Raw genomic sequence first — 21,048 nt, 5'->3', positions numbered from 1 at the left:
AATTTTAGTTTTCAGTATTAATAATGATATTCATGGCTATTCTTTTTATACGATTTAAATAACTAAGCTGAAAAATTATGCCTAAGAGAAAAAGGTTTCTAATATTTTCTAATTATTTGCCTCATGTATTGAATTTCAGAGGCAAGCTTTTGGAGTCCATTGCTCAATTAGGATATGAGATACACGTCGTTTCTCCTGATTTAGAGAAATATACTGCAGACCATAATGAGCTTATAGATCGTGGATATCATGTCCATCAGATTGCTATGCAAAGAACCGGAACTAACCCAATTAAAGATATAAAAACTTTTTTTCATAGTTATCGGATATTAAATAGAATTAAACCAGAATATGTACTCTCTTACACTGTAAAGCCTGTGGTGTATGGAACATTAGCAGCATGGCTGGCCAGAGTGCCCTATCGTTTTGTGTTGATATCAGGATTAGGTTATACCTTTCAGCAAGTAGAAGAAACCAACAAGCGTAGCATTTTTCAAAAATTTGTACATGCGCTTTACCAACAAGCATTAGCAAAGTCTTCTAAGGTATTTTTTCAAAATAACGATGACTTAAATTTATTAAAAAAACTAAATATAGTTCAGCCAATCATTCCCACAGTAGTGGTGAACGGCTCAGGGGTGGATTTAAATGACTTCAATGTATTTCCATTACCTAGGAATGAGTCAGGTGGCGTCAAGCCTTCCTTTTTGTTGATTGCTAGACTGCTCAAAGATAAAGGTATAGTGGAATATGTCGAAGCATCCAAACAGATAAAGAGAGAATATTCTGATGCCGAATTTCATCTAGTAGGCTCGATAGATGAAAACCCAGCAGCCATTGAACAAGCACAATTAGATCAATGGATAGCAGATGGCGACATCATCTATTGGGGTCAGCTTAAAGATGTTCGCCCTGCCATAGCGTCCAGTTCAGTCTATGTATTGCCGTCTTATCGCGAGGGCACATCACGCTCTGTGTTAGAGGCCATGTCAATGGGACGAGCTATTATTACGACGGATGCTCCTGGGTGTAGGGAGCCGGTGACCAATGGTATAAATGGTTATCTAGTTCCCGTCCAAGCCGTTAATGAGTTAATAGATGCCATGCGTCAGTTCATAGAGCATCCCAATCTTTATGAACAAATGGGATTGGCTTCTAGAGGTATTGCGGTAGATAAGTATGACGTTAGAAAGGTAAACGCTCATATGATAGCGGAGATGGGCTTAGAGTAAGTTTTGATATCTAAACGAACTTAAGAAGTAACATTTTAAGAAATACAAAGTCTAATTATTTTTATCTTAGCAACTACTTTGTCTTATATATTCGTTTATAAGAATTTATATATTTATAATAAAGCATATATAAGTGTATTACGGGTCTGGGTATATCGTGAACTGCTTTACATAGGAGATTTAAAAATGCTTAAGAGAGTATTCGATGTCACTATTGCTCTAATAGCCTTATTTTTACTGTTGCCTATTTATATTTTGGTGGCATACAAAGTGAGGAAGAACTTTGGAGCCCCAGTGTTATTTCGTCAATCTCGGTCTGGCCTTGACGGAAAGACATTTGAGATTATTAAATTTCGGACAATGAGCGATGATAAAGATTCTGAAGGTAATCTTTTGCCTGATGAGGCTCGTCTTACAGATTTTGGTAAGCAACTTCGGGCCAGTAGTCTCGATGAACTACCTCAGCTATGGAATGTGCTTAAAGGAGAAATGAGTATAGTAGGTCCGCGTCCTCAGCTTATGGAATATCTGCCACTATATAATACTGAGCAGTTTCGGAGGCACTTAGTTCAACCAGGCGTCACTGGTTACGCTCAAATCAATGGTCGTAATAGCATCAGTTGGGAAAAACGTTTCAAGCTTGATATTTGGTATGTTGATAATCGATCGATGTGGTTAGATGTTCAAATATTACTTAAAACAGTGAGGCTAGTTATTACTATGCACGGTATTTGTGCAGAAGGAGAAGCTACAATGAGTCGATTTACGGGTAATAGGCAACAAAGTTATAAAGTTATCAACGCTAGAGTTAGAAGAAGCCTGTTAAGCTGTCGATGTCTTAATAGACACTTTTCAGAGCGTGATACCAATATTTAGTTTGATAATGAACTACTCATCGCTTTAAAAATAGTGGGTAGTTCATTTTTTGCCTGTAAACCCTAAAAAAACATCAGCTTTCAAAATTTATAAATCAGTCTATCATTATTTGATAGACTGACTTTTTTTATGCTCATATTATTGCTTTTTAGTTATTACCATTTAACAGGGCGCTAGGATTTTTTAGCCTGTACAGGTACAATAACACCCTTAATTGACGATCAAAAAGAATTGATCAAGTATAAGACAGGCAGGTAAGTATTTGCGGCGCTGTCTTTACTTTTTTTATCGCACCCTCGATTGGAGTTCATATGTCTATTGCGTCTACTGGCCAAGAGTCCGCCACCGTTTTGGACGGTAAAGCCCTTGCTAAACAAATAGAACAGCAACTACGCACACGCGTAGATGCCATCAAGGATAAAACTGGACGTACCCCAAGCCTAGCGACGATATTGGTCGGTGGCGATCCTGCTTCTGCGACTTATGTACGGATGAAAGGCAATGCTTGTAAACGTGTTGGTATGGATTCTATACGGGTTGAGATGCCAAGTGTGACGACTACTGAAGAGCTTATGGCTAAGATAGACGAGCTTAATAGCAATCCAGACGTCCATGGTATTTTGCTGCAACATCCAGTACCTGCGCACATCGATGAGCGTGCTTGCTTTGAGCAGATTGACTTGGCAAAAGACGTCGATGGGGTGACCTGTCTTGGCTTTGGTCGCATGGCGATGCAGCAGTCCGCTTATGGCTCATGTACCCCGCAAGGTATCATGCATTTACTAGAACATCATAATATCGAGCTGTCAGGTAAAGAAGCCGTGGTCGTAGGACGCAGTGCCATCTTGGGCAAACCAATGGCAATGATGCTATTGAATGCTAACTGTACGGTGACTATTTGCCATTCAAGAACGCAAGATTTAGAGTCTCATATTAAACGTGCCGATATCGTTGTTGGCGCAGTTGGCGTACCTGAGTTGATTAAAGCTGATTGGATTAAAGCAGGTGCTGTGGTTATCGATGCAGGCTTCCATCCAACCGATAATGGCGGCGTTGGTGATATCGAATTGCAAGGCGTAGAAAATATCGCCAGTGCTTATACGCCGGTACCAGGCGGCGTCGGTCCAATGACCATCAATACCCTTATCCGCCAAACAGTCGATGCTGCTGAAAAATCAGCTGGTTTAGACGGTAGCGTAAGCAGCTGATGAAACTACTATCAGAGCAGCGGTCTGAGCAGGAAATTAGTAGAGCAAAAGATGCCAATATACTGAAACCAAATATGGGCATGCATGAACGTCTACAATATATCGGTAGAGAGTTTGTCGATATCTGCCACTATATTATTTTATTCTTAATCAGTGTGGTGGTGGTTTGGACAGCGGGCAAAGAGTTCTTTGTAATTTTTCAAAAAGGCTCGGCAGATTTAAAAGATATCTTATTACTCTTTATTTATCTTGAGCTGCTGGCGATGATTGGTATTTATTTTAAAACCCATCGTTTGCCGGTACAGTTTTTAATATTTATCGCTATTACAGCCTTGTCACGACATTTAGTGGTCGATGTACAAGCCGTGTCGGATAACTTTCATCTTTGGTTATTGGCAACGATTTCTTTTGCCATTATGGTACTCAGCGCTTCCATTGTCATACTAACGTGGACAGCTAAAATGTTTGGGCGACCAGAAGATTATCTGGACGACCATCAAGTTCCCAGTACTGAGCATCATCTGCCTAGCGTAGATAGTAAGTAGTATCTTGAATGATTGTTTTTATTAACATCATATAAAGTGCTGGGTAGATATAAATCATTTACTCAAAAAAGGGTTGCCCAATGGGTAACTCTTTTTTTGTTTTATGCGTTATAGTCGATCCACTATAAAAAAATACGGTGCTACTGAGATAGGTTTTGCGCCGCCTCTGTCTGAGCAGGCACAGCAAGCAAGGAAAATTTATACCAGTAGCGCGTTATAATATTTGTACTTACTTTATTTAGGGCTGACTTTAACTTATAACCAGCCTAAGCGCTTAAAGTTAAAGTATAGATAACTACATAGCGAGCCGATAACCAGCATGATGACAAGGTAAGAATATTGCCAATGTAGCTCGGGCATAAAGTCAAAGTTCATCCCATAGATGCCGGCAATTGCTGTCGGTACTGCTAAAATACCTGCCCAAGCGGCAAGTTTGCGAACCACTTCGTTCTGTCCCATATTAACCATAGCCAGATAGGTATTCATTACCACGCTCAGCATCTCGTTAAGCCCGTTGATGGCATCTAAAGAATGTAATAAATGGTCATTGACGTCACGAAAGTAAGGTTTTGCAGCGTGCGAAAATGGTGAGACTAGATCGCTTTTTTGATGATTAATAAAGAAGCTACAGATATCTTGCACGGGTAAAATAACCGCACGCATATGTACCAACTGTGATTTTAATTCATACAAATTTCTAAGCGTTTCTTTATTAAATTCGTAAGTAAAAATATTACGCTCTTGCTCACGTAGATAGCTACCTAAGCGGTCGGTTACGGGCATATAATTATCGACGATAAAGTCAATCACAGCGTGCAAGACAAAAATAGGCCCCATACGTAGTTTTTCAGGGCGGCGATTACAGTGCTCGCGTACCGGCGCATAGGAATTCGAAGGACCATTACGAATCGTAATCAGATAGTTCTTACCCATAAATATCGCTGTGGTACCGTAGCGTATGACATTGCCTTCAAGCTTAGCGGTACGCAATACCACAAATATCGTATCATTATCATAGCTTTCAACTTTGGCGCGTTGATGATCAGCAAAGGCATCTTCGATTGAGAGCTCGTGTAAATCAAAAGCTTCCTTTACCTCAGAAATCGTTTGTAGGCTAGGCTCATAAAGACCCAGCCAAATAAACTGACCGCTATTGCTCAAGGCCCGACTGACATCCCTGAGCGCTATTTTGTTTAGCTGCTCACCAGTTTTACGTGAATAAGCATAACAATTGACCACTTCATTCGCACTTAACGGCTCAATATCTTCATAGCGCTCAGAGTCTGGATCATAGACGGTCATTGTCTCAATGGTGTCTTCGACCGTCGCATCCGCATCGCCGTAGATATAGCTGTCATAATTGTCTAAATAGGCATGCTCATCTCTGATAGTGGCGTCAATAAGACGGACATTAGACTCAGGTGTGATACGCGTTGTTGTTTTGACAATCAAGTCGTCATCTTGGTTCATACCCTCTCCTTTAGCCTAAGTAGAGAAATAAATATAAAAAATAGCTTATGCAACTGATGTAAATTACAGCGCAAAGCGTTTTAACGTATCAATATCGACGAGGTCTAGCAAGCTCTCGTGACAGGCTTCAAGCTTTATCTGCGGAGCCATATCCAAGTCTAATGCTTCAACCCAACGTAGCGCACAGACACACCAGTAATCACCAGGTTGTAAGCCTGCAAAACCATATTCAGGTAGGGGCGTGATAAGATCGTTGCCATGACTGGCTGAAAAGTTTAAAAATTCACTGGTCATCTTGGCGCAAACCGTATGTTGACCGACATCATGGTTGCCGGTATGACAAAAGCCATTGCGATAATAGCCGGTAAGCGGGTCAAAACAACAGCTGGCTAGGGCAGTGCCGAGGACATTGGTTTGATTGATGGCTGGATTTGGATGATAATCAGATGACATAAGGCTTCCGAGATAAAAATATATGCTAGTGTAACATGAGTCGACTTCGAAGGCGTTATTCAACCACATACACTGCAATATCTTAGTCCTAAAAAAAGGTTGATCCTAAAATAGAAATTTATCTCAACAGCACTGTATTTTCTTTTAAAGCATATGGACTACACTGAGATAAATCGATTACCTGAGTAACGTTTTTATAGAATCCGAAAGTGAATTAGATGACGATTGTGGTTAATTGTCACTAGGCGAAGCTTGGCTGCTATGCTAAACTAAAGCATAAAGTGCCTTGATTATTTATCATAATTTTTGAGCACATAAAGATAGACATCTTATCATCCTAACTTATACTAATTACTCACCTTTTTGCGGTTACCTAGTTTGCTTATAAATAATTGGGTCAGTGATGTTGCGCGTTAAAAATAAAAAACGCCTATCATCCCTGCAATTGTAAATATAACCTTTAAGTACCGCATCAGTACCGCGTTTTTTGGTAAGCGATACGCCAAACAAGGATTTATTGTGTCTGCCAGTTCTGATTCTGCAAAACCTGCCCTGTCAAACCCTACAAAGCAAGCGGCTACTCAGCCTGCTGATAATAACGCTGTATCTAATCGCTTACCCTATCTAAGTAGCTTTGCTAGCGAAGTTGCTAATAGCTGGTTGCTGCCTGACGGGGTGGTTGATGTGCTGTTTGAAGATGCGCATAAGCAAGAAGTACTTAGGTATCAATTGACACAGCAGCTTATCACGCATGGTTATCAATTAGTTTGTCCGCCAATGATTGAGTTTACCGAATCGTTATTAAGCGGTGCTTCAGAGGATTTAAAACGTCAAACCTTTAAGATTATCGATCAACTAACCGGTCGCTTAATGGGCATACGCGCTGATATTACGCCGCAGATTTTGCGTATTGATGCGCATCATGGTGGCGACGGTATCGCACGTTATTGCTACGCAGGCGATGTGATTCATACTTTGCCGTCAGGACTTTTTGGCTCACGTACACCGTTACAATTAGGCGCTGAGATATTTGGCTGTGCGTCACTGACTGCCGATATTGAGCTGATAGATGTATTGTTTAGTATGATCAATAGCTTGGATATGAGTGCTGCACTGCACGTCGATTTAGGTCATGTAGCCATATTTAAGCGTTTAGCGGAATTAGCAGAATTGTCTGATAGTGACACTGAGCAATTGATGCATCTTTATGCCAATAAAAATCTACCTGAGCTTAAACAGCTTTGCCAAGCATTGCCGATGGGTAATGACTTTTATGCCTTAGCACGCTTTGGTCATGATATTGTAAACTTATTAGCGAAGTTGTCAGATAACGCTCAGCAAGATATCGAAATTGTAACCGCTATCGATGAGTTACAATGTCTAAAAACACATTTGCAAGAACAGTGGCAGTGTCCTGTGAGCATCGATGTCACAGAGCTGTCAGGCTATCACTATCATACCGGCATTGTGTTCAATGGCTATATCAATAGCGAGACCCAGCCGCTGGTACGTGGCGGGCGTTTCGATGGAATGAAAAGCGGCAATCAATTGGCCAGTAATCAGCCGCGTGAAGCCACAGGCTTTAGTATGGATGTTAGCCGTTTGCTTGCTCATACTCAGCTTGAAGCGCCAACCGTCGTGCTGGTCGACTACAATGCATTAAGTAGTTTGGACCACGAACAGATGCAGCTGCTATTACAACAAGTGATAAGCTTGCGTCAACAAGGCTATCGCGTCACTATGCCATTAAGTGCAGAAGATATGCCAGTGGGGTTGACACATCGTTTAAGCTTTATAGCTAGTCAATGGCAGCTAGAAGCGGTTTAAGCTTAGAAGTTGTTTGAATCTAGAAGCTATTTAGATCTGGAAGCTATTTAAATAAAAATCATTCAGTTATTAAGTCGCCAAGAAACATACAGCTGAAAAAGTATCATTTTTTAGCATTACTTTAGTTTTGATATGTTATTTTTAAACTATTATTGCACACACCTCAATACATAAAGGTAAGGATTAATCATGGGTAAGAATGTCGTAGTTTTAGGTAGCCAATGGGGCGATGAAGGTAAGGGTAAAATCGTTGATTTGCTTACTGAAAAAGCTTCAGCAGTTGCACGCTTTCAAGGCGGTCATAACGCTGGTCATACATTAGTTGTCGATGGCAAAACCACCGTCTTACATTTGATTCCATCAGGTATCTTACGTGAAGGCGTGACTTGCTTTATCGGTAATGGCGTAGTGCTCGCACCAGATGCCTTGCTAAAAGAGATGAAAGGTCTAGAAGATAATGGCGTGCCGGTTCGTGAGCGTCTACGCATTTCACCTAACTGCCCACTTATCATGCCATATCATGTGGCACTCGACCAAGCTCGTGAAGCCAAGCGCGGTAGCGGTAAAATCGGTACCACTGGTCGCGGTATTGGGCCTGCTTATGAGGACAAAGTTGCGCGCCGTGCGATCAAACTTGCGGACTTATTCCGTGACGATTTAGAAGAAAAGCTGCATAACTTAATCGAATATCATAACTTTCAACTGACTCAATATTATAAAGTTGAAGCGATTGATTTTGATGAGACGCTTAAGCTTTGTAAAGAGTGGAAAGAAGCAATCAGAGGCATGGTTACGGATGTGACCGAAGAGCTCGACCAATTGCGTCGTGCTGGTAAGAACTTAATGTTTGAAGGCGCACAAGGTACGCTACTTGATATCGACCACGGTACTTATCCGTTTGTGACCAGCTCAAGCGTGACTGCTGGTGGTGTATCAACTGGTACTGGTATTGGTCCGTTATATCTTGATTATGTCTTAGGTATCACTAAAGCTTATACCACGCGTGTCGGTAGCGGTCCATTCCCAACAGAGTTGTTTGATGATGTTGGTGCGCATTTAGCCAAAGTTGGTCATGAATTCGGTGCAACAACTGGTCGTGCGCGTCGCTGTGGTTGGTTTGACGCCGCCGCTCTACGTCGTGCAGTAGTATTAAACTCACTAACCGGTATTTGCTTGACCAAGCTTGACGTCTTAGACGGTTTAGAAGAGCTGCTTATTGGTGTTGGTTACGATTTACCAGAAACTGAATGCGCTGGTGCGCATGATGCTGAGTTCTACGAATCAGTAACGCCACAGTACGAGACGCTTGAAGGCTGGAGCGAGTCAACAGTTGGTATCACCAACTATGACGACTTACCAGAAAACGCCAAAAAATACATCAAACGTATCGAAGCTTTGATTGATTGTCCTATCGATATTATCTCAACCGGTCCTGACCGCGAAGAGACTATCGTCCTACGCGATCCGTATGATGCATAATTTGTTTACGACATCGCTAAAATAGCTTGTTGTAGTTAAATAAAAAATCCCAGTGCTCAGCATTGGGATTTTTTATGTCAGTTTTTTGATAAATCGCTATAAAATATTATTAATTTTTTAATTATATTAAATGAAGATAAACGGCACTAAAAAGGCTAAGATAAAGCTTAATAGTGCTATTTTTCTTGAAAGCTATTATGTGTCTTTTAAGAAGTACTATGCGGTTAAAAGGAATTTTACCAACGTCCAAACGATAAGGGAGAAACAATATGACAATCAATATTATAGCCAAGAGAGCTACTAAAAAAAATACCCATGAATCCACTAATGTTATCCAGCAGTTTATTCGTAATTTATCATTGATACTGCTAGCTTCCGCTGCCTTTATGTTACCCACGCTATCTTGGGGTGCACAAAACTGTGATAAACCCATTAATGACTTTGACGGCTTATATTGCTTAACCAAAGTATATCTAGAAGCAGATAAAGAGCTTAATAACTCATATGAAAAGCTAACTAAACGCTTAAATGCCAAACAAAAAACCACGTTAAAGCGTGGACAACTTGCTTGGATGCGTGAGCGCAATGATCGATGTAGTTATAATGATGAAGATGGTTTTTATGTCAACATGAACTGTGCTACTCGAACAACCACGGAGCGTGTGAACTTCTTAAATGAGCGTGTGCGTGAATGTGCCGCTGGCAGTTGTCGTGACAGTCGTTTGGGAGAGTAGCGATAGAGCAGTTGTATTATAAAGCTAATGGTTAGCGATTAGGCTTTCTTGAAATTCATATTTGATCAAAACCCCTAACGCTATATATTAGGGGTTTTTTCTAATAAGGCTCATAAACAATTTTTGCTAAGTTTTATGCCCGTACATGGAAAAGGTTATAGTCTATAAATAGAAGCGTATCAACGATTAATAAGTGCTAAATTTACCGTTATGCAAGCTACGGTCATAAATTAATCCTATCATTTATAGCCTCAATCATTATAATAGGCAACAATCACGCGCTGAGAGTTATGTATGCCGCATTGGTATACGTAAATGAGAGGTATCAGCACGGCGATCAAAGATAAAATAACGTATTTATTATCTAACTTATCATTTATTAGGAGCTCATCATGGCTATCGAACGCACTTTATCTATCATCAAACCTGACGCTGTTGGCGGCAACCATATCGGCGCTATTTATGAGCGTTTTGAACAAGCCGGTCTAAAAATCGTTGCTGCTAAAATGCAACAATTAGATGACGAAAAAGCAGGCGGTTTTTACGCTGAGCATGCTGAACGACCATTTTACAATGACTTAAAATCTTTCATGATGTCAGGTCCAGTATTGGTATCAGTATTAGAAGGCGAAAATGCTATCGCTAAGCATCGCGAAATCATGGGCGCTACTAACCCAAAAGACGCTGACAAAGGCACTATCCGTGCTGATTTCGCTAGCAGCATCGATGAAAACGCGGTTCATGGTTCTGATTCAGCTGAGTCAGCGGCACGTGAAATCAGCTACTTCTTCAATGAAGATGAAGTGTGTGCACGTACACGTTAATACCAGTTTTTATTAGCAGCGGCTATTATAAACAATAGCGCTGATTAATAATTAGCGTAGCGAAACGGCTTATATCTTTTGGTATAAGCCGTTTTAGCTATTATAATAGTCTGACTATCTATTGAAATTTTAATTATTCTCCCTCATTATTGGTTTTACTTAGCGTTATCAATCCCTTATCAGTATGTTGTTATCGGTTTCTGATAAAAAATGCACTCATAACGGATTGCTCATGCATTCATATATTGGGTATGCCTAGCAACGCCCATCTCAATAATTGCATCGCTTATAATAGTAAATGCAAAAAGGTTATTTATTATGTCGACTGTTCAAACTCCTGTCCAACATGTCCCAGCCAAGACTGCTAAAAGCATCAAATTGGTAGATGAGACGCAGGCGAAAACCAATCTATTAGGTATGACCCAAGCGCAATTGGCAGATTACTTTAAGAGTATCGGTGAAAAGCCGTTTCGCTCGACGCAAGTTATCAGATGGATTTATCAGCAAGGTGTGACCGATTTTGAACAGATGACCAATCTAAGCAAGTCATTGCGCGATAAACTGTCAGCCAATGCCTGCGTCATCCCGCCAAAAGTCATTCATCGCCAATATAGTGATGATGGTACGCGTAAGTGGGTATTTGAAGTCACTGGTGGCTCATTGGTTGAGACGGTATTGATTCCAGCAGATGATAGCAAACTGAATGGCCGTAAGACTTTGTGTATCTCATCGCAAGTGGGCTGTGCGCTTGATTGTAGCTTTTGTAGTACCGGTAAGCAGGGCTTTGAGCGTGACTTAACGGCAGCCGAAATTCTTGGTCAATTGTGGGTTGCTAATGCTTCTTATATGACTGATGAAAACGACAGTTTAGAAGGCGTTGATCATAGCTTATGGGAAAATAACGTCACCAATGTGGTGATGATGGGTATGGGCGAGCCGTTATTGAACTATCGTCCCGTTGTCAGTTCGATGGAGTTGATGCTCAGTGATCATGCGTACGGTTTGTCAAAGCGCCGTGTAACACTATCAACGTCAGGTGTGGTTCCTAAGATGTATGAGCTCGCACAAGAGCTTGATGTGGCGCTAGCCATCTCGTTGCATGCACCAAACGACGAGCTACGTAATGAATTGGTACCGATAAATAAAAAATATCCGCTAGAGCAGCTGATGGCGGCCGCGAGAAATTACGTTTTTGACGTAAACCCGCGCCATAAAAAGCACGTTACTATTGAGTACGTGATGCTAGATGGGGTCAACGACAGTAATGAGCATGCTAAACAATTGGTAACCTTGTTAGGCGACTTACCAAGTAAGATTAACTTAATACCGTTTAATCCGTTCCCACATGCAGACTATGATAAGTCGAGCAATAATCGCATTCATGCCTTTAGCAATATATTAAGTGACGCAGGTTTTGTCTGTACCATTCGTCAAACGCGCGGCGATGATATTGATGCCGCTTGTGGACAATTGGTTGGACAAGTAGCTGATAGAACACGTCGTTCAGCTGCTTGGCAGCAAAGTATCAAAGACCGTGAAAACATTTAGCACACAGATTTAATTCTAAGGGCTCAAGCACAATTTAAAGAAGCCTACTGACCGTTTTTAGCACGCTTTAACTATCATTTTTCCGTCTTGATAGTAACAGAAATGTAGCCATAGTGATTAATAACCGCTAATTAGCAACTAAATTGTACTTAAGTGGGTTAAATCTATTAAACTGATGCCTCGATGATCGAACGCATTGAATCACAGTTTTATGATGGTAACCATGATGACTTCTAAGAATTCTTATCAGTTCAAATATCAACCTTCTTTTTCTCCTGCGATAAAGCGCTTAGGCTCTACAGTCTTTCATGCTAATAATAGGCAGTGTGTCTTGCTTGCAGGTGCGCTGAGTGCTCTGCTAATGTCCGGCTGCCAAAGCACACCGACCAATGATTTATTAAATGGCACCCCTTATCAAACTTCAACGCGACCGAATGATGATCGTAATTTAGATCAGCAAGAAATTGCTCGCGTTCGGACGACACTTGCTGCACAATATATTCGCAAAAACGAGCTTGATGCAGCACAGCGTCAACTCGAAAAAGCCTTGGCTGCCGATAGCCGTTATGCGCCAGCCTATGATATGATGGGCGTTTTGATGCAGCAAGAGGGCAGCCGCCTTAATCTTGAAAAAGCCGATCAGTACTTTAAAAAAGCCATTGCCTTTGATAAAGAGTTTTATCAAGCAAATAATAATTATGGCGTTTATTTGTCGCAGATGAAGCGCTACAAAGAGGCGGCAGCACAGCTTGAGATTGCAGGCGCCGCGCTAGGCTATGAAGGTCGTATTGGTGCGTTAGAGAATTTAGGTCGTACTTACCTTCAGCTAAACGATCACCCAGCCGCGGCCAAAGCTTTTTTGCGTGCCTTAGAGGGCAATCGTAATAGTATTATTGCTCACATTGAGTTGGTTGATTTATTACTCGAGCAGCAACGTGTGCAGCAAGCACAAAGGCTTTATGATGAGACATTGATATTGGTGAAGGGGGTTGTTATTAGTCCACGTTTACTCTTACAAGGCATCAAACTTGCCGCCGCGCAGAATAACATAGCAACGCGCCAGCAATTGGCACAGCAACTTTTATCCGCTTATCCGCTAAGCGATGAAGCAAAACAACTTAAGACTTGGCTTAATAATCCAGAGGCACCATGGAAATGACCAACCCATCATCAAACACTCAATCTAACGCTCAGGGATCATTTGGTGCCATGTTGCAGCAAGCCCGTAAAACTAAGCAAGTAAGCTTAGAGGACGCGGCCGCTGAGTTATTTATTTTAAAACGTCATTTGCAAGCATTAGAAAATGAAGATTTTGCTGTGCTACCACAAGCAGCATTTGCCCGTGGTTTTGCGATTAACTATGCCAAATTTTTGGGTCTAGACCCAGTCAGAATAGCGAGTAGCTTTGATGCCGCTTACCCTAATGAGCTAAAGTCGCGTTCGCCTAGTAATATTCAGTCGCCACTGCGTCCTATGGGTACTTTGCAACGTGATACGCATAACCGTATTCGCTTTAATCCGTTACTTATCATCGCGGTCATCGGAGTCATTATTTTAGCGATTTTTTTATTTCGTATGGTGAGTAATGCGAGCAAAGAAAACACTGAACAGCCAGTATCGACAGGCGAGGATATATCAGCGGTAGAACAAGCGCAAGGGGCGGCCATTAATACGGATGCCACAGGCGTTGGTGCTTCGGGTTCGGCGCTAAATCTAGGTGGCGATCCAAGTACAGCGCCTGCTACTTTAGATGTTAAGCTGACGGATGCCGCTGTCGTTAGTATCACAGATGCCTCTGGTAGTAGCTTGATAAATGGTTCTCAGGCGGCTGGTGATTATCAACTTTCAGGCATGCCACCATTTAATGTGCAGATTGATAATATCAATAATGTCAGCTTAATGCTTAATCAAAAATCGATCGCTTTAAATAGCTATGCGACTGGTAGTCAAGCCAGCTTTGAGTTAGCCCCTTAAGGTATTAAGCGGTTAGTTTTTAAGTGATGAGTTCTTAAGTGACCAGTTTTTAAGTTACTGTGAATTTTATAAGCAACTGTTTAAAAGCAACTATCTAAGAATGGCTGTTTTAAAACGATTATAATTACGTTTATTTTCCGTTCTTCTCGTTCCAATGAAAGGGTTTGTTTATGTCAACGTCAGCGCCTATTAACCGTCGTCTTACCAAGAAAATATATGTCGGTGATGTTGCGATCGGTGGCGATGCACCGATTAGTGTGCAAAGCATGACCAATACCGACACTTGTGATGTGGCAGCAACCGTTGCACAGATTGAGCGCTGCGTAGAAGCAGGGGCGGATTTAATGCGGGTTTCGACCCCGACGATGGATACGGTAAGAGCGTTTGGTGAAATTCGTAAGTTGGTCAGCGTACCTTTAATTGCCGATGTGCATTTTGACCATAAAATTGCTTTAGCGGTTGCTGAAGCCGGTGCCGATTGTTTACGTATCAATCCTGGTAACATCGGTAGCGATGCCAAAGTACGCGAAGTGGTTGCCTGTGCTAAGCATTATAATATCCCCATTCGTATTGGCGTTAACGCCGGCTCTTTAGAAAAAGATATTCAGCGCAAATATACTGAGCCAACCGGCGCGGCGATGCTTGAGTCAGCGATGCGTCATATCGATATATTAGAGCGTCTCAATTTTGATCAATATAAAGTGTCCGTCAAAGCCAGTAATGTATTTTTGACCTTGGATGCTTATCGCCTTATATCTGCACAGATTGATAATCCGCTACATTTAGGCGTGACCGAAGCCGGTGTCTATCGTACCGGTGCAGTCAAATCTGCCATCGCTCTTGGTGGTTTATTATTAGACGGTATCGGTGATACTATTCGTATCTCATTGGCCGCAGAGCCGGAAGAAGAAATCAAAATCGGCTTTGATATCTTAAAGTCGCTGAATATTCGCTCTAATGGCGTTAACTTTATTGCTTGCCCAAGCTGCTCACGTCAAGAGTTTGATGTGATTAGAGTAATGACGGCGTTAGAATCACGTTTAGAAGACATTCGTGAGCCAATGAATTTGTCAGTGATTGGCTGTAAAGTGAACGGTCCGGGCGAAGCTAAAGAAGCCGATATCGGTATTGTTGGTGCGGCACCAAAGTCGCTGGTATACCGTATGGGCGAAAAAAGCCATCTGATTGATACGGATAACTTAGTCGATGAGATAGAAAGCATGGTGCGTGCCCATGCAGAAGACTTGGCAAAAAAACGTGAAAATGAAATCATTCGCGTAAGATAATTGACAGTTTTGGTTTATAAGTACAAATCATTCAAGTGCAAGTTAGCCATTAAAATAACGCTCAATAATGAGTAAAAAATAATAAAGATACTTGTTAAAAATTTTAAGGACACGACCGTACCATGATTAAAGCTATTAAAGGGTTTAATGATATTTTGCCTGCACAGTCTGCAAAATGGCTGCACTTAGAGTCGATATTGGCTGACGTGCTGGGCAGGTACGGTTATGAGCATATTCGCCTGCCTATCGTTGAGCAAACCGATTTATTTGCCCGTGCGATTGGTGGCGCAACTGATATTGTCGAAAAAGAGATGTATAGCTTTACTGATAAGTCTGATCCGCCAACGCCATTAGCGTTACGTCCTGAAGGGACGGCAGGGGCGGTACGAGCAGTCATCGAGCATAATCTTTTACGTGGTGATACACCTAAGCTTTGGTATATTGGTCCGATGTTCCGTTATGAGCGTCCGCAAAAAGGCCGTTATCGTCAGTTTCATCAACTGGGTGTCGAGAGTTTTGGTAGTGCGTTACCGGATGCGGATGCAGAGTTGATTGCGATGACGCATCTGATGTGGCAAGCATTGGGTCTAAAAGACGAGATGCGTTTACAGTTAAATAGCTTGGGTGAGATTGATGAGCGTCACGCTTATCGCGAAGCACTGGTGACTTATTTGACTGATAAGCAAGAGCAGCTCGATGACGATAGCAAACGTCGTTTGACGACCAATCCGCTACGTATTCTAGATAGTAAAGAAGCCAGTACCCAAGCGCTATTAGTAGATGCACCAAAGCTTGCTGACTTTTTGGGCGCGGAAAGTGTGGCGCATTTTGAGCAAGTTCAAACCTATTTAACTGAACTTGGCATCAATTTTGAGATCAATCCGCACTTAGTGCGCGGTCTTGATTATTATAATAAAACGGTGTTTGAGTGGGTAACTGACAAGCTTGGTAGTCAAGCGACCGTATGTGCCGGTGGTCGCTATGATGGCCTGGTCGGACAGCTAAAGTCTATGGATACGCGTGATAGCAAAGAGAATAATAAAGAGAATAGCAAGCCGGTAAAATCTGAACCAGCGGTTGGTTTTGCAATGGGGCTTGAGCGTTTATTGTTGCTGATTGAAGCCGTCGCCCCAATAGCTGATCTGCCAGCTTGCGATATCTTTGTGGTTGCCCATCCGGAGGTTTATAGTGCCGGTATTGGTTATGCTCAAGACTTGCGTTATAGCCGTCCAGATTTGCGAGTAAAAATGGCAAGTGCTACCAGCCTGAAAGCACAAATGAAAAAGGCCGATAAATCAGGCGCTGCATTGACCGTTATTATCGCCCAGCAAGAGCTTGATGATAAAACGATCAGCATCAAAGATATGCAGACCGGTGAACAACGCACGGCCGCGCAAGAGTGGTTGTCGAATAAAGAGAATTTTGCTCGCCATTAATCTTTGCTCGCATTAAACTGGTTAGCTAATTATTTGAGTTAACATGGCATTGTCGTTAATGGTATTGTTCTTATATGCCAATGCGCTTAGCTTTAGCAATTTAATATAAATTTTATCAGGTAAAAGTATATGGCTCTGACCCCTAATTCGCCGAATGCAGACAACTCAATGCAAGCGTTAAAGCAATATGGCAGCTATATCGTCACTGCGATTTTGCTAGCATTAGCCGCCTATTTTGGCTGGACTTATTGGCAGAACAATCATGCGCGAGTAGATACGGTTGCGGCGGATCGTTATGCTGATATTCAGCGTTTGAATGAAGAAGTCAGCTTAGCAGCGCAAAACCCAGATCTAGAAGCTGAAGCACAAGCGTCATTGGCTGAGAGCCGTACCCAGCTAAATAAAGATATTGATGCTTTGGTGAACACACATGGTCAATCTGTCTATGCTTGGCAGGCACTGATGATTAAAGCACGTCAGCAAGTCGATAGTGATGATTTTGCTGCTGCTAGTGAAACCTTTAAAAAAGCCTTAGCCATTGATTTAGGTGATCCAGGCTTAGAAGCAATCACTCGTCTGCGCTATGCGACAACACTGTTGGCAGCAGGGGATGCAAAGGCAGCATTAACCGAAGCCAATAATGATATGCCAAGCTCGTTTGAAGCCAGCCAACAAGAATTGCTAGGTGATATTTACTTGGCACAAGACAATAAAGACTCAGCGATCAAATCTTACAATAATGCTTGGGAATTGTTACGTAATCGTAAAGAAACACGTGCAGTATTAGCGTTGAAAATGGAAAGTCTGGGTATCGTACCTGAGCCTATCGAAGAACAAACCGGTCTTATCCAAGAGTCTACTGCAACAACGCAACCGTTAGTGATTGAAGACTCGACAGAGGATGCTACAGGCGCTGGCGCATAATTGCTCAGCTCGAATCTGTTAACCAATATAGCAATACTTCAAACTGTTCTACAAACGAAGTAGCGCAGTAAGCTAGTAGAATAATATGAATAATCAGTACTCATTCAAAGTACGGTATTATTATTCACCACGTGCTTGCTGATCGCTTATTTATTAATGATTAATTTATTTGTAGTGAGACCTTATAATGACCCTAGCTATTCGCTCTAACAAAACTATAAAAGCCAAGACCATGAGGTCGACGGTCATGCACGTAGCAGTAATTGCAGTGATGGCAACTGCGGTCGTTGGCTGTAACCGAGGTATTAAGCCAGTCGTTAATGACCCCGTAAAATTGGTGCAAATTGCGCAACCGATTAGTGTGTTGCAGCCTGTTTTTAGTACGGACGTCGGCAATAAAAAAGTCAGCAAAAAAGATCCCCTTGATTTACAAGTTGGCTATGCTAACTCGCAAATCGTCACGGCATCACGCGGTGGTGACTTGATAGGTTTTGATCAGGCGGGTCAGCGTTTATGGTCAGTAGATGTCGGCGACCAAATCACAGGCGGTGTCGCACTAGATGCATTGAGCCAAACGGCTATTATTAGTACCCGTGGCGGTCAAATAATGGCATTTGACAGTGCAACTGGCGCAAAACGCTGGCAGCAACAATTAACCGGTTCAGTGTTGACGGCAGCGCTCATTACCAATAATCGCGTTATCCTATCGGCTAATGATGGCTTTTTACATGGCTTATCGCTACAGACTGGTCAATCAGTCTGGCAGTTTGCTACTCAAGTGCCTGCTATTAGTGTGCGCGGTAGTGCAGCGCCGACTTTATTAGATGCTAAGACTGCATTGTTGGCCACGGCTGATGGACGTTTACATGCGGTTACGGCGGATAATGGTTTGCCATTATGGTCAAGACGCGTTGGTGTTGGTACAGGCAGCAGTGAAGTTGAGCGCATGAGCGATGTCGATGGAACGCCGACGGTAGATAACAATCAATTATTTGCCATCAGTTATAGTGGTCAGTTATTAGGCATCGATTTAGCCTCACGGCAAGTCATGTTCGTCAATGAGCTTGCCAGCTTAAAAGCGCTTGCAGTAAACAACCAGCAAGTTATTGCCACTAGCTTAGATGGTAAAGTTGTTGCTTACAACCGCAGTAACGGTGAGGTTTTGTGGGAAAGCGAAGAGTTGGCTTATCGTCACTTAACCAATCCTGTGATGATTGGCAACTATATCGCAGTAGGTGATTTTGATGGGGTGGTGCATTTATTTGACCCAGCCAGTGGCAAGATCGTCAGCCGTGTACAAACCAAAGGGGCGTTGACCAATTTGCAAGTACAAGGTAGCCGCTTGATGACCCAAAGTACTTCAGGGCAAGTGGCTATTTGGCAGTTGGCACGCTAATTCTTATGAGTTTCTGTCTATTTAATGAGTGTTTTTTCCTATCACTCATTAAATAGGCAGGCTGATAATTAGGTTAAGAAAAAACGCTGCTTTGTCAGCGTTTCGTGCCTTGTGAAATGGCTTGTTTAAATAGGGGCTTTCGCGTACTCTATGCGACCGGTGCATTATCGGCGTTATCTATATATAATAGCTATACCCAATCCTTATAAATAATACCTAGATATGATTTAACCAGCATAACTAGTAATCGTAAAATAACCAATTATTGTTTTTCGCTATCATTTTATTTTTTATTATTCATTTAAATTTACGGTCACGTGCAGCTATTCGCTACTATTTTATAAGAATAACCGTATGGTCCGTCATTGTGCCCTTCACTGAGAGTAACCCATGAGTATCAAGCCTGTGGTCGCCTTAATTGGTCGTCCAAACGTCGGTAAATCCACCTTATTTAACCAGTTCACTAAAAGTCGTCAAGCATTAGTTGCCGATTTATCAGGGCTGACTCGTGACCGTCAATATGGTGATGCCGAATATGAAGGTAAAGCATTTATCGTCGTAGATACCGGTGGTATCGGTGAAGCGGACGATGGCAGAGGCGATATCGATGATTATATGTCTGAGCAGTCGTATACGGCCATTCATGAAGCCGATATTATTGTTTTTGTGGTTGATGCGCGCGCAGGTATGATTGGTGCCGATGCCGAGATTGGTAAGTTTTTGCATACCCTTGGTAAGCCTGTCTATGTGGTTGCCAATAAAGTCGATGGCGTGCATGACTCGGCGCCTGCTGAATTTTATGCATTGGGTTTGGGCGAACCATATCCGATGGCAGCCAGTCACGGTCGCGGTGTGGGCAACCTGTTAGAGATTCTGACAGCTGATATGCCTGATCAAGAAAACATGGTGGAGCCGAGAGGTTTAAAGCTTGCTATTATCGGTCGTCCAAACGTCGGTAAATCGACCCTCGTTAACCGTTTATTGGGTGAAGACCGCGTAGTAGTTTTTGATATGCCTGGCACTACCCGTGACAGTATTTATATCCCTTATAAACGCGATGGCAAAGATTATGTATTAATTGATACGGCTGGTGTACGTCGCCGTGGCAAGATTGATGATAAGGTAGAAAAGTTTTCTGTTATCAAAACGCTGCAAGCGATTGAAGACTCAAACGTAACGGTTATTGTTATTGATGCGCAAGAAGGTATCGTCGATCAAGATCTGCATATGATTGGCTATGCGCTTGATGCGGGTCGCGCTTTAGTCGTGGCGATTAACAAGTGGGATGGTCTAACTGCTGATCAAAAAAACTATATTAAGATAGAAATGGATCGCCGTTTTAACTTTATCCCGTATGTAAAAGTGCATCAGATATCGGCTTTGCACGGTACGAATGTGGGTAATTTATATCCTTCTATTTTGCGCGCTTATCAATCGTCAATGTTTGAGGTCTCAACCAATCGCTTGACGCAAATTTTACAAGACGCGGTCACCGCCAACCCACCACCAACGGTTGCCGGTCGCCGTATCAAGCTACGCTATGCGCATATTGGTGGTCATAATCCACCAGTAATTGTCATTCATGGTAACCAAACCGCATCACTACCGAAGAGCTATCAGCGCTACCTTGAAAACCAATTCCGTCAGGTGTTTAAGCTTGAAGGTACACCGCTCAATGTTATCTTTAAACAAAATGACAATCCATACGCTAATAAAAGCGACACGCCAACCAAAGCTAAAGCACAGCAGCTGCGTCAACGTGAACGCAATCGGGCGCAGAAATTTACCACTAAAGATAAAAAGCCGCGTTAATTTTACCAAACTACCATCGTCTTT

The 21,048-nt window shown here is 42.2% G+C and carries 18 protein-coding genes; 16 read left to right on the top strand and 2 right to left on the bottom strand.

The window, feature by feature from the left end; all coding sequences use genetic code 11:
• The first annotated feature begins 77 nt into the window (after positions 1-77).
• The 4 genes from EPB74_RS07610 (at position 78) to EPB74_RS07595 (ending at position 3,861) form a co-directional block, all read left to right on the top strand.
• Entirely contained in the window at positions 78-1,232 is a 1,155-nt protein-coding gene (locus tag EPB74_RS07610) for a glycosyltransferase family 4 protein (protein WP_274903648.1), read from the top strand.
• Between the two features lie 186 nt (positions 1,233-1,418).
• A complete protein-coding gene (locus EPB74_RS07605) occupies positions 1,419-2,108 on the top strand; it encodes a sugar transferase (protein ID WP_274903647.1) in 690 nt (229 codons plus the stop codon).
• 311 nt (positions 2,109-2,419) lie between these two features.
• Positions 2,420-3,316 carry a bifunctional methylenetetrahydrofolate dehydrogenase/methenyltetrahydrofolate cyclohydrolase FolD gene (folD, locus tag EPB74_RS07600; protein ID WP_274903646.1) on the top strand — a complete coding sequence of 299 codons (897 nt, stop codon included), beginning with the start codon at positions 2,420-2,422 and terminating at the stop codon, positions 3,314-3,316.
• A gap of 59 nt (positions 3,317-3,375) precedes the next feature.
• Positions 3,376-3,861, top strand: coding sequence for a phosphate-starvation-inducible protein PsiE (locus tag EPB74_RS07595; protein WP_446740031.1), 486 nt, complete (start codon positions 3,376-3,378; stop codon positions 3,859-3,861).
• Positions 3,862-4,116: 255 nt separating this feature from the next.
• Here EPB74_RS07595 and corA read toward each other — a convergent pair whose 3' ends face one another.
• Complete coding sequence (corA, locus tag EPB74_RS07590; protein WP_079691130.1) at positions 4,117-5,331, bottom strand: magnesium/cobalt transporter CorA; 1,215 nt, start codon at positions 5,329-5,331, stop codon at positions 4,117-4,119.
• A 63-nt stretch (positions 5,332-5,394) separates the two neighbouring features.
• A complete protein-coding gene (locus EPB74_RS07585; protein ID WP_274903642.1) occupies positions 5,395-5,784 on the bottom strand; it encodes a DUF2237 family protein in 390 nt (129 codons plus the stop codon).
• A 519-nt stretch (positions 5,785-6,303) separates the two neighbouring features.
• Here EPB74_RS07585 and EPB74_RS07580 point away from each other — a divergent pair.
• From EPB74_RS07580 to der, 12 genes are all read left to right on the top strand, one after another.
• Positions 6,304-7,611: an ATP phosphoribosyltransferase regulatory subunit gene (locus EPB74_RS07580; protein ID WP_274903641.1), complete on the top strand. Its 1,308-nt coding sequence runs from the start codon at positions 6,304-6,306 to the stop codon at positions 7,609-7,611.
• 189 nt (positions 7,612-7,800) lie between these two features.
• Positions 7,801-9,090 carry an adenylosuccinate synthase gene (locus EPB74_RS07575; protein ID WP_274903640.1) on the top strand — a complete coding sequence of 430 codons (1,290 nt, stop codon included), beginning with the start codon at positions 7,801-7,803 and terminating at the stop codon, positions 9,088-9,090.
• 269 nt (positions 9,091-9,359) lie between these two features.
• Positions 9,360-9,824 (top strand): lysozyme inhibitor LprI family protein, encoded by a 465-nt coding sequence (locus EPB74_RS07570; RefSeq protein WP_274903639.1) that lies wholly within the window; start codon positions 9,360-9,362, stop codon positions 9,822-9,824.
• 392 nt (positions 9,825-10,216) lie between these two features.
• Entirely contained in the window at positions 10,217-10,648 is a 432-nt protein-coding gene (ndk, locus tag EPB74_RS07565) for a nucleoside-diphosphate kinase (protein WP_089555544.1), read from the top strand.
• 318 nt (positions 10,649-10,966) lie between these two features.
• Positions 10,967-12,196: a 23S rRNA (adenine(2503)-C(2))-methyltransferase RlmN gene (gene rlmN / locus EPB74_RS07560; RefSeq protein WP_274903638.1), complete on the top strand. Its 1,230-nt coding sequence runs from the start codon at positions 10,967-10,969 to the stop codon at positions 12,194-12,196.
• 223 nt (positions 12,197-12,419) lie between these two features.
• Positions 12,420-13,355: a type IV pilus biogenesis/stability protein PilW gene (gene pilW, locus EPB74_RS07555; protein WP_274903637.1), complete on the top strand. Its 936-nt coding sequence runs from the start codon at positions 12,420-12,422 to the stop codon at positions 13,353-13,355.
• On the top strand, positions 13,352-14,170 hold the full coding sequence (locus EPB74_RS07550) for a helix-turn-helix domain-containing protein (RefSeq protein ID WP_274903636.1): 819 nt from the start codon (positions 13,352-13,354) through the stop codon (positions 14,168-14,170). The genes pilW and EPB74_RS07550 overlap by 4 nt, the downstream gene beginning before the upstream one ends.
• A 170-nt stretch (positions 14,171-14,340) precedes the next feature.
• On the top strand, positions 14,341-15,456 hold the full coding sequence (ispG, locus tag EPB74_RS07545) for a flavodoxin-dependent (E)-4-hydroxy-3-methylbut-2-enyl-diphosphate synthase (protein WP_079691138.1): 1,116 nt from the start codon (positions 14,341-14,343) through the stop codon (positions 15,454-15,456).
• A gap of 122 nt (positions 15,457-15,578) precedes the next feature.
• The gene (hisS, locus tag EPB74_RS07540) at positions 15,579-16,892 is read left to right on the top strand and encodes a histidine--tRNA ligase (RefSeq protein ID WP_274903635.1); all 1,314 of its coding nucleotides are present in this window, start codon (positions 15,579-15,581) and stop codon (positions 16,890-16,892) included.
• 129 nt (positions 16,893-17,021) lie between these two features.
• Positions 17,022-17,816 carry a YfgM family protein gene (locus EPB74_RS07535; RefSeq protein WP_274903634.1) on the top strand — a complete coding sequence of 265 codons (795 nt, stop codon included), beginning with the start codon at positions 17,022-17,024 and terminating at the stop codon, positions 17,814-17,816.
• Positions 17,817-18,003: 187 nt separating this feature from the next.
• On the top strand, positions 18,004-19,212 hold the full coding sequence (bamB, locus tag EPB74_RS07530) for an outer membrane protein assembly factor BamB (protein ID WP_079691141.1): 1,209 nt from the start codon (positions 18,004-18,006) through the stop codon (positions 19,210-19,212).
• A gap of 390 nt (positions 19,213-19,602) precedes the next feature.
• Positions 19,603-21,024: a ribosome biogenesis GTPase Der gene (der, locus tag EPB74_RS07525; RefSeq protein ID WP_079691142.1), complete on the top strand. Its 1,422-nt coding sequence runs from the start codon at positions 19,603-19,605 to the stop codon at positions 21,022-21,024.
• Positions 21,025-21,048 lie beyond the last annotated feature (24 nt).

Source organism: Psychrobacter sp. DAB_AL62B (genome assembly GCF_028895345.1).
Taxonomy (GTDB): Bacteria; Pseudomonadota; Gammaproteobacteria; order Pseudomonadales; family Moraxellaceae; genus Psychrobacter.
This window is presented reverse-complemented; position numbering and strand designations above follow the sequence as displayed.

What these genes read in the sequence shown, in the direction of transcription:
- ndk (WP_089555544.1), top strand. Translation starts at nt 10,217, where the DNA reads ATGGCTATCGAACGCACTTTATCTATCATCAAACCTGACGCTGTTGGC.
- EPB74_RS07585 (WP_274903642.1), bottom strand. Translation starts at nt 5,784, where the DNA reads ATGTCATCTGATTATCATCCAAATCCAGCCATCAATCAAACCAATGTC.
- folD (WP_274903646.1), top strand. Translation starts at nt 2,420, where the DNA reads ATGTCTATTGCGTCTACTGGCCAAGAGTCCGCCACCGTTTTGGACGGT.
- EPB74_RS07575 (WP_274903640.1), top strand. Translation starts at nt 7,801, where the DNA reads ATGGGTAAGAATGTCGTAGTTTTAGGTAGCCAATGGGGCGATGAAGGT.
- hisS (WP_274903635.1), top strand. Translation starts at nt 15,579, where the DNA reads ATGATTAAAGCTATTAAAGGGTTTAATGATATTTTGCCTGCACAGTCT.
- bamB (WP_079691141.1), top strand. Translation starts at nt 18,004, where the DNA reads ATGACCCTAGCTATTCGCTCTAACAAAACTATAAAAGCCAAGACCATG.
- ispG (WP_079691138.1), top strand. Translation starts at nt 14,341, where the DNA reads ATGTCAACGTCAGCGCCTATTAACCGTCGTCTTACCAAGAAAATATAT.
- EPB74_RS07570 (WP_274903639.1), top strand. Translation starts at nt 9,360, where the DNA reads ATGACAATCAATATTATAGCCAAGAGAGCTACTAAAAAAAATACCCAT.
- pilW (WP_274903637.1), top strand. Translation starts at nt 12,420, where the DNA reads ATGATGACTTCTAAGAATTCTTATCAGTTCAAATATCAACCTTCTTTT.
- EPB74_RS07610 (WP_274903648.1), top strand. Translation starts at nt 78, where the DNA reads ATGCCTAAGAGAAAAAGGTTTCTAATATTTTCTAATTATTTGCCTCAT.
- EPB74_RS07550 (WP_274903636.1), top strand. Translation starts at nt 13,352, where the DNA reads ATGACCAACCCATCATCAAACACTCAATCTAACGCTCAGGGATCATTT.
- EPB74_RS07535 (WP_274903634.1), top strand. Translation starts at nt 17,022, where the DNA reads ATGGCTCTGACCCCTAATTCGCCGAATGCAGACAACTCAATGCAAGCG.
- EPB74_RS07605 (WP_274903647.1), top strand. Translation starts at nt 1,419, where the DNA reads ATGCTTAAGAGAGTATTCGATGTCACTATTGCTCTAATAGCCTTATTT.
- der (WP_079691142.1), top strand. Translation starts at nt 19,603, where the DNA reads ATGAGTATCAAGCCTGTGGTCGCCTTAATTGGTCGTCCAAACGTCGGT.
- rlmN (WP_274903638.1), top strand. Translation starts at nt 10,967, where the DNA reads ATGTCGACTGTTCAAACTCCTGTCCAACATGTCCCAGCCAAGACTGCT.
- corA (WP_079691130.1), bottom strand. Translation starts at nt 5,331, where the DNA reads ATGAACCAAGATGACGACTTGATTGTCAAAACAACAACGCGTATCACA.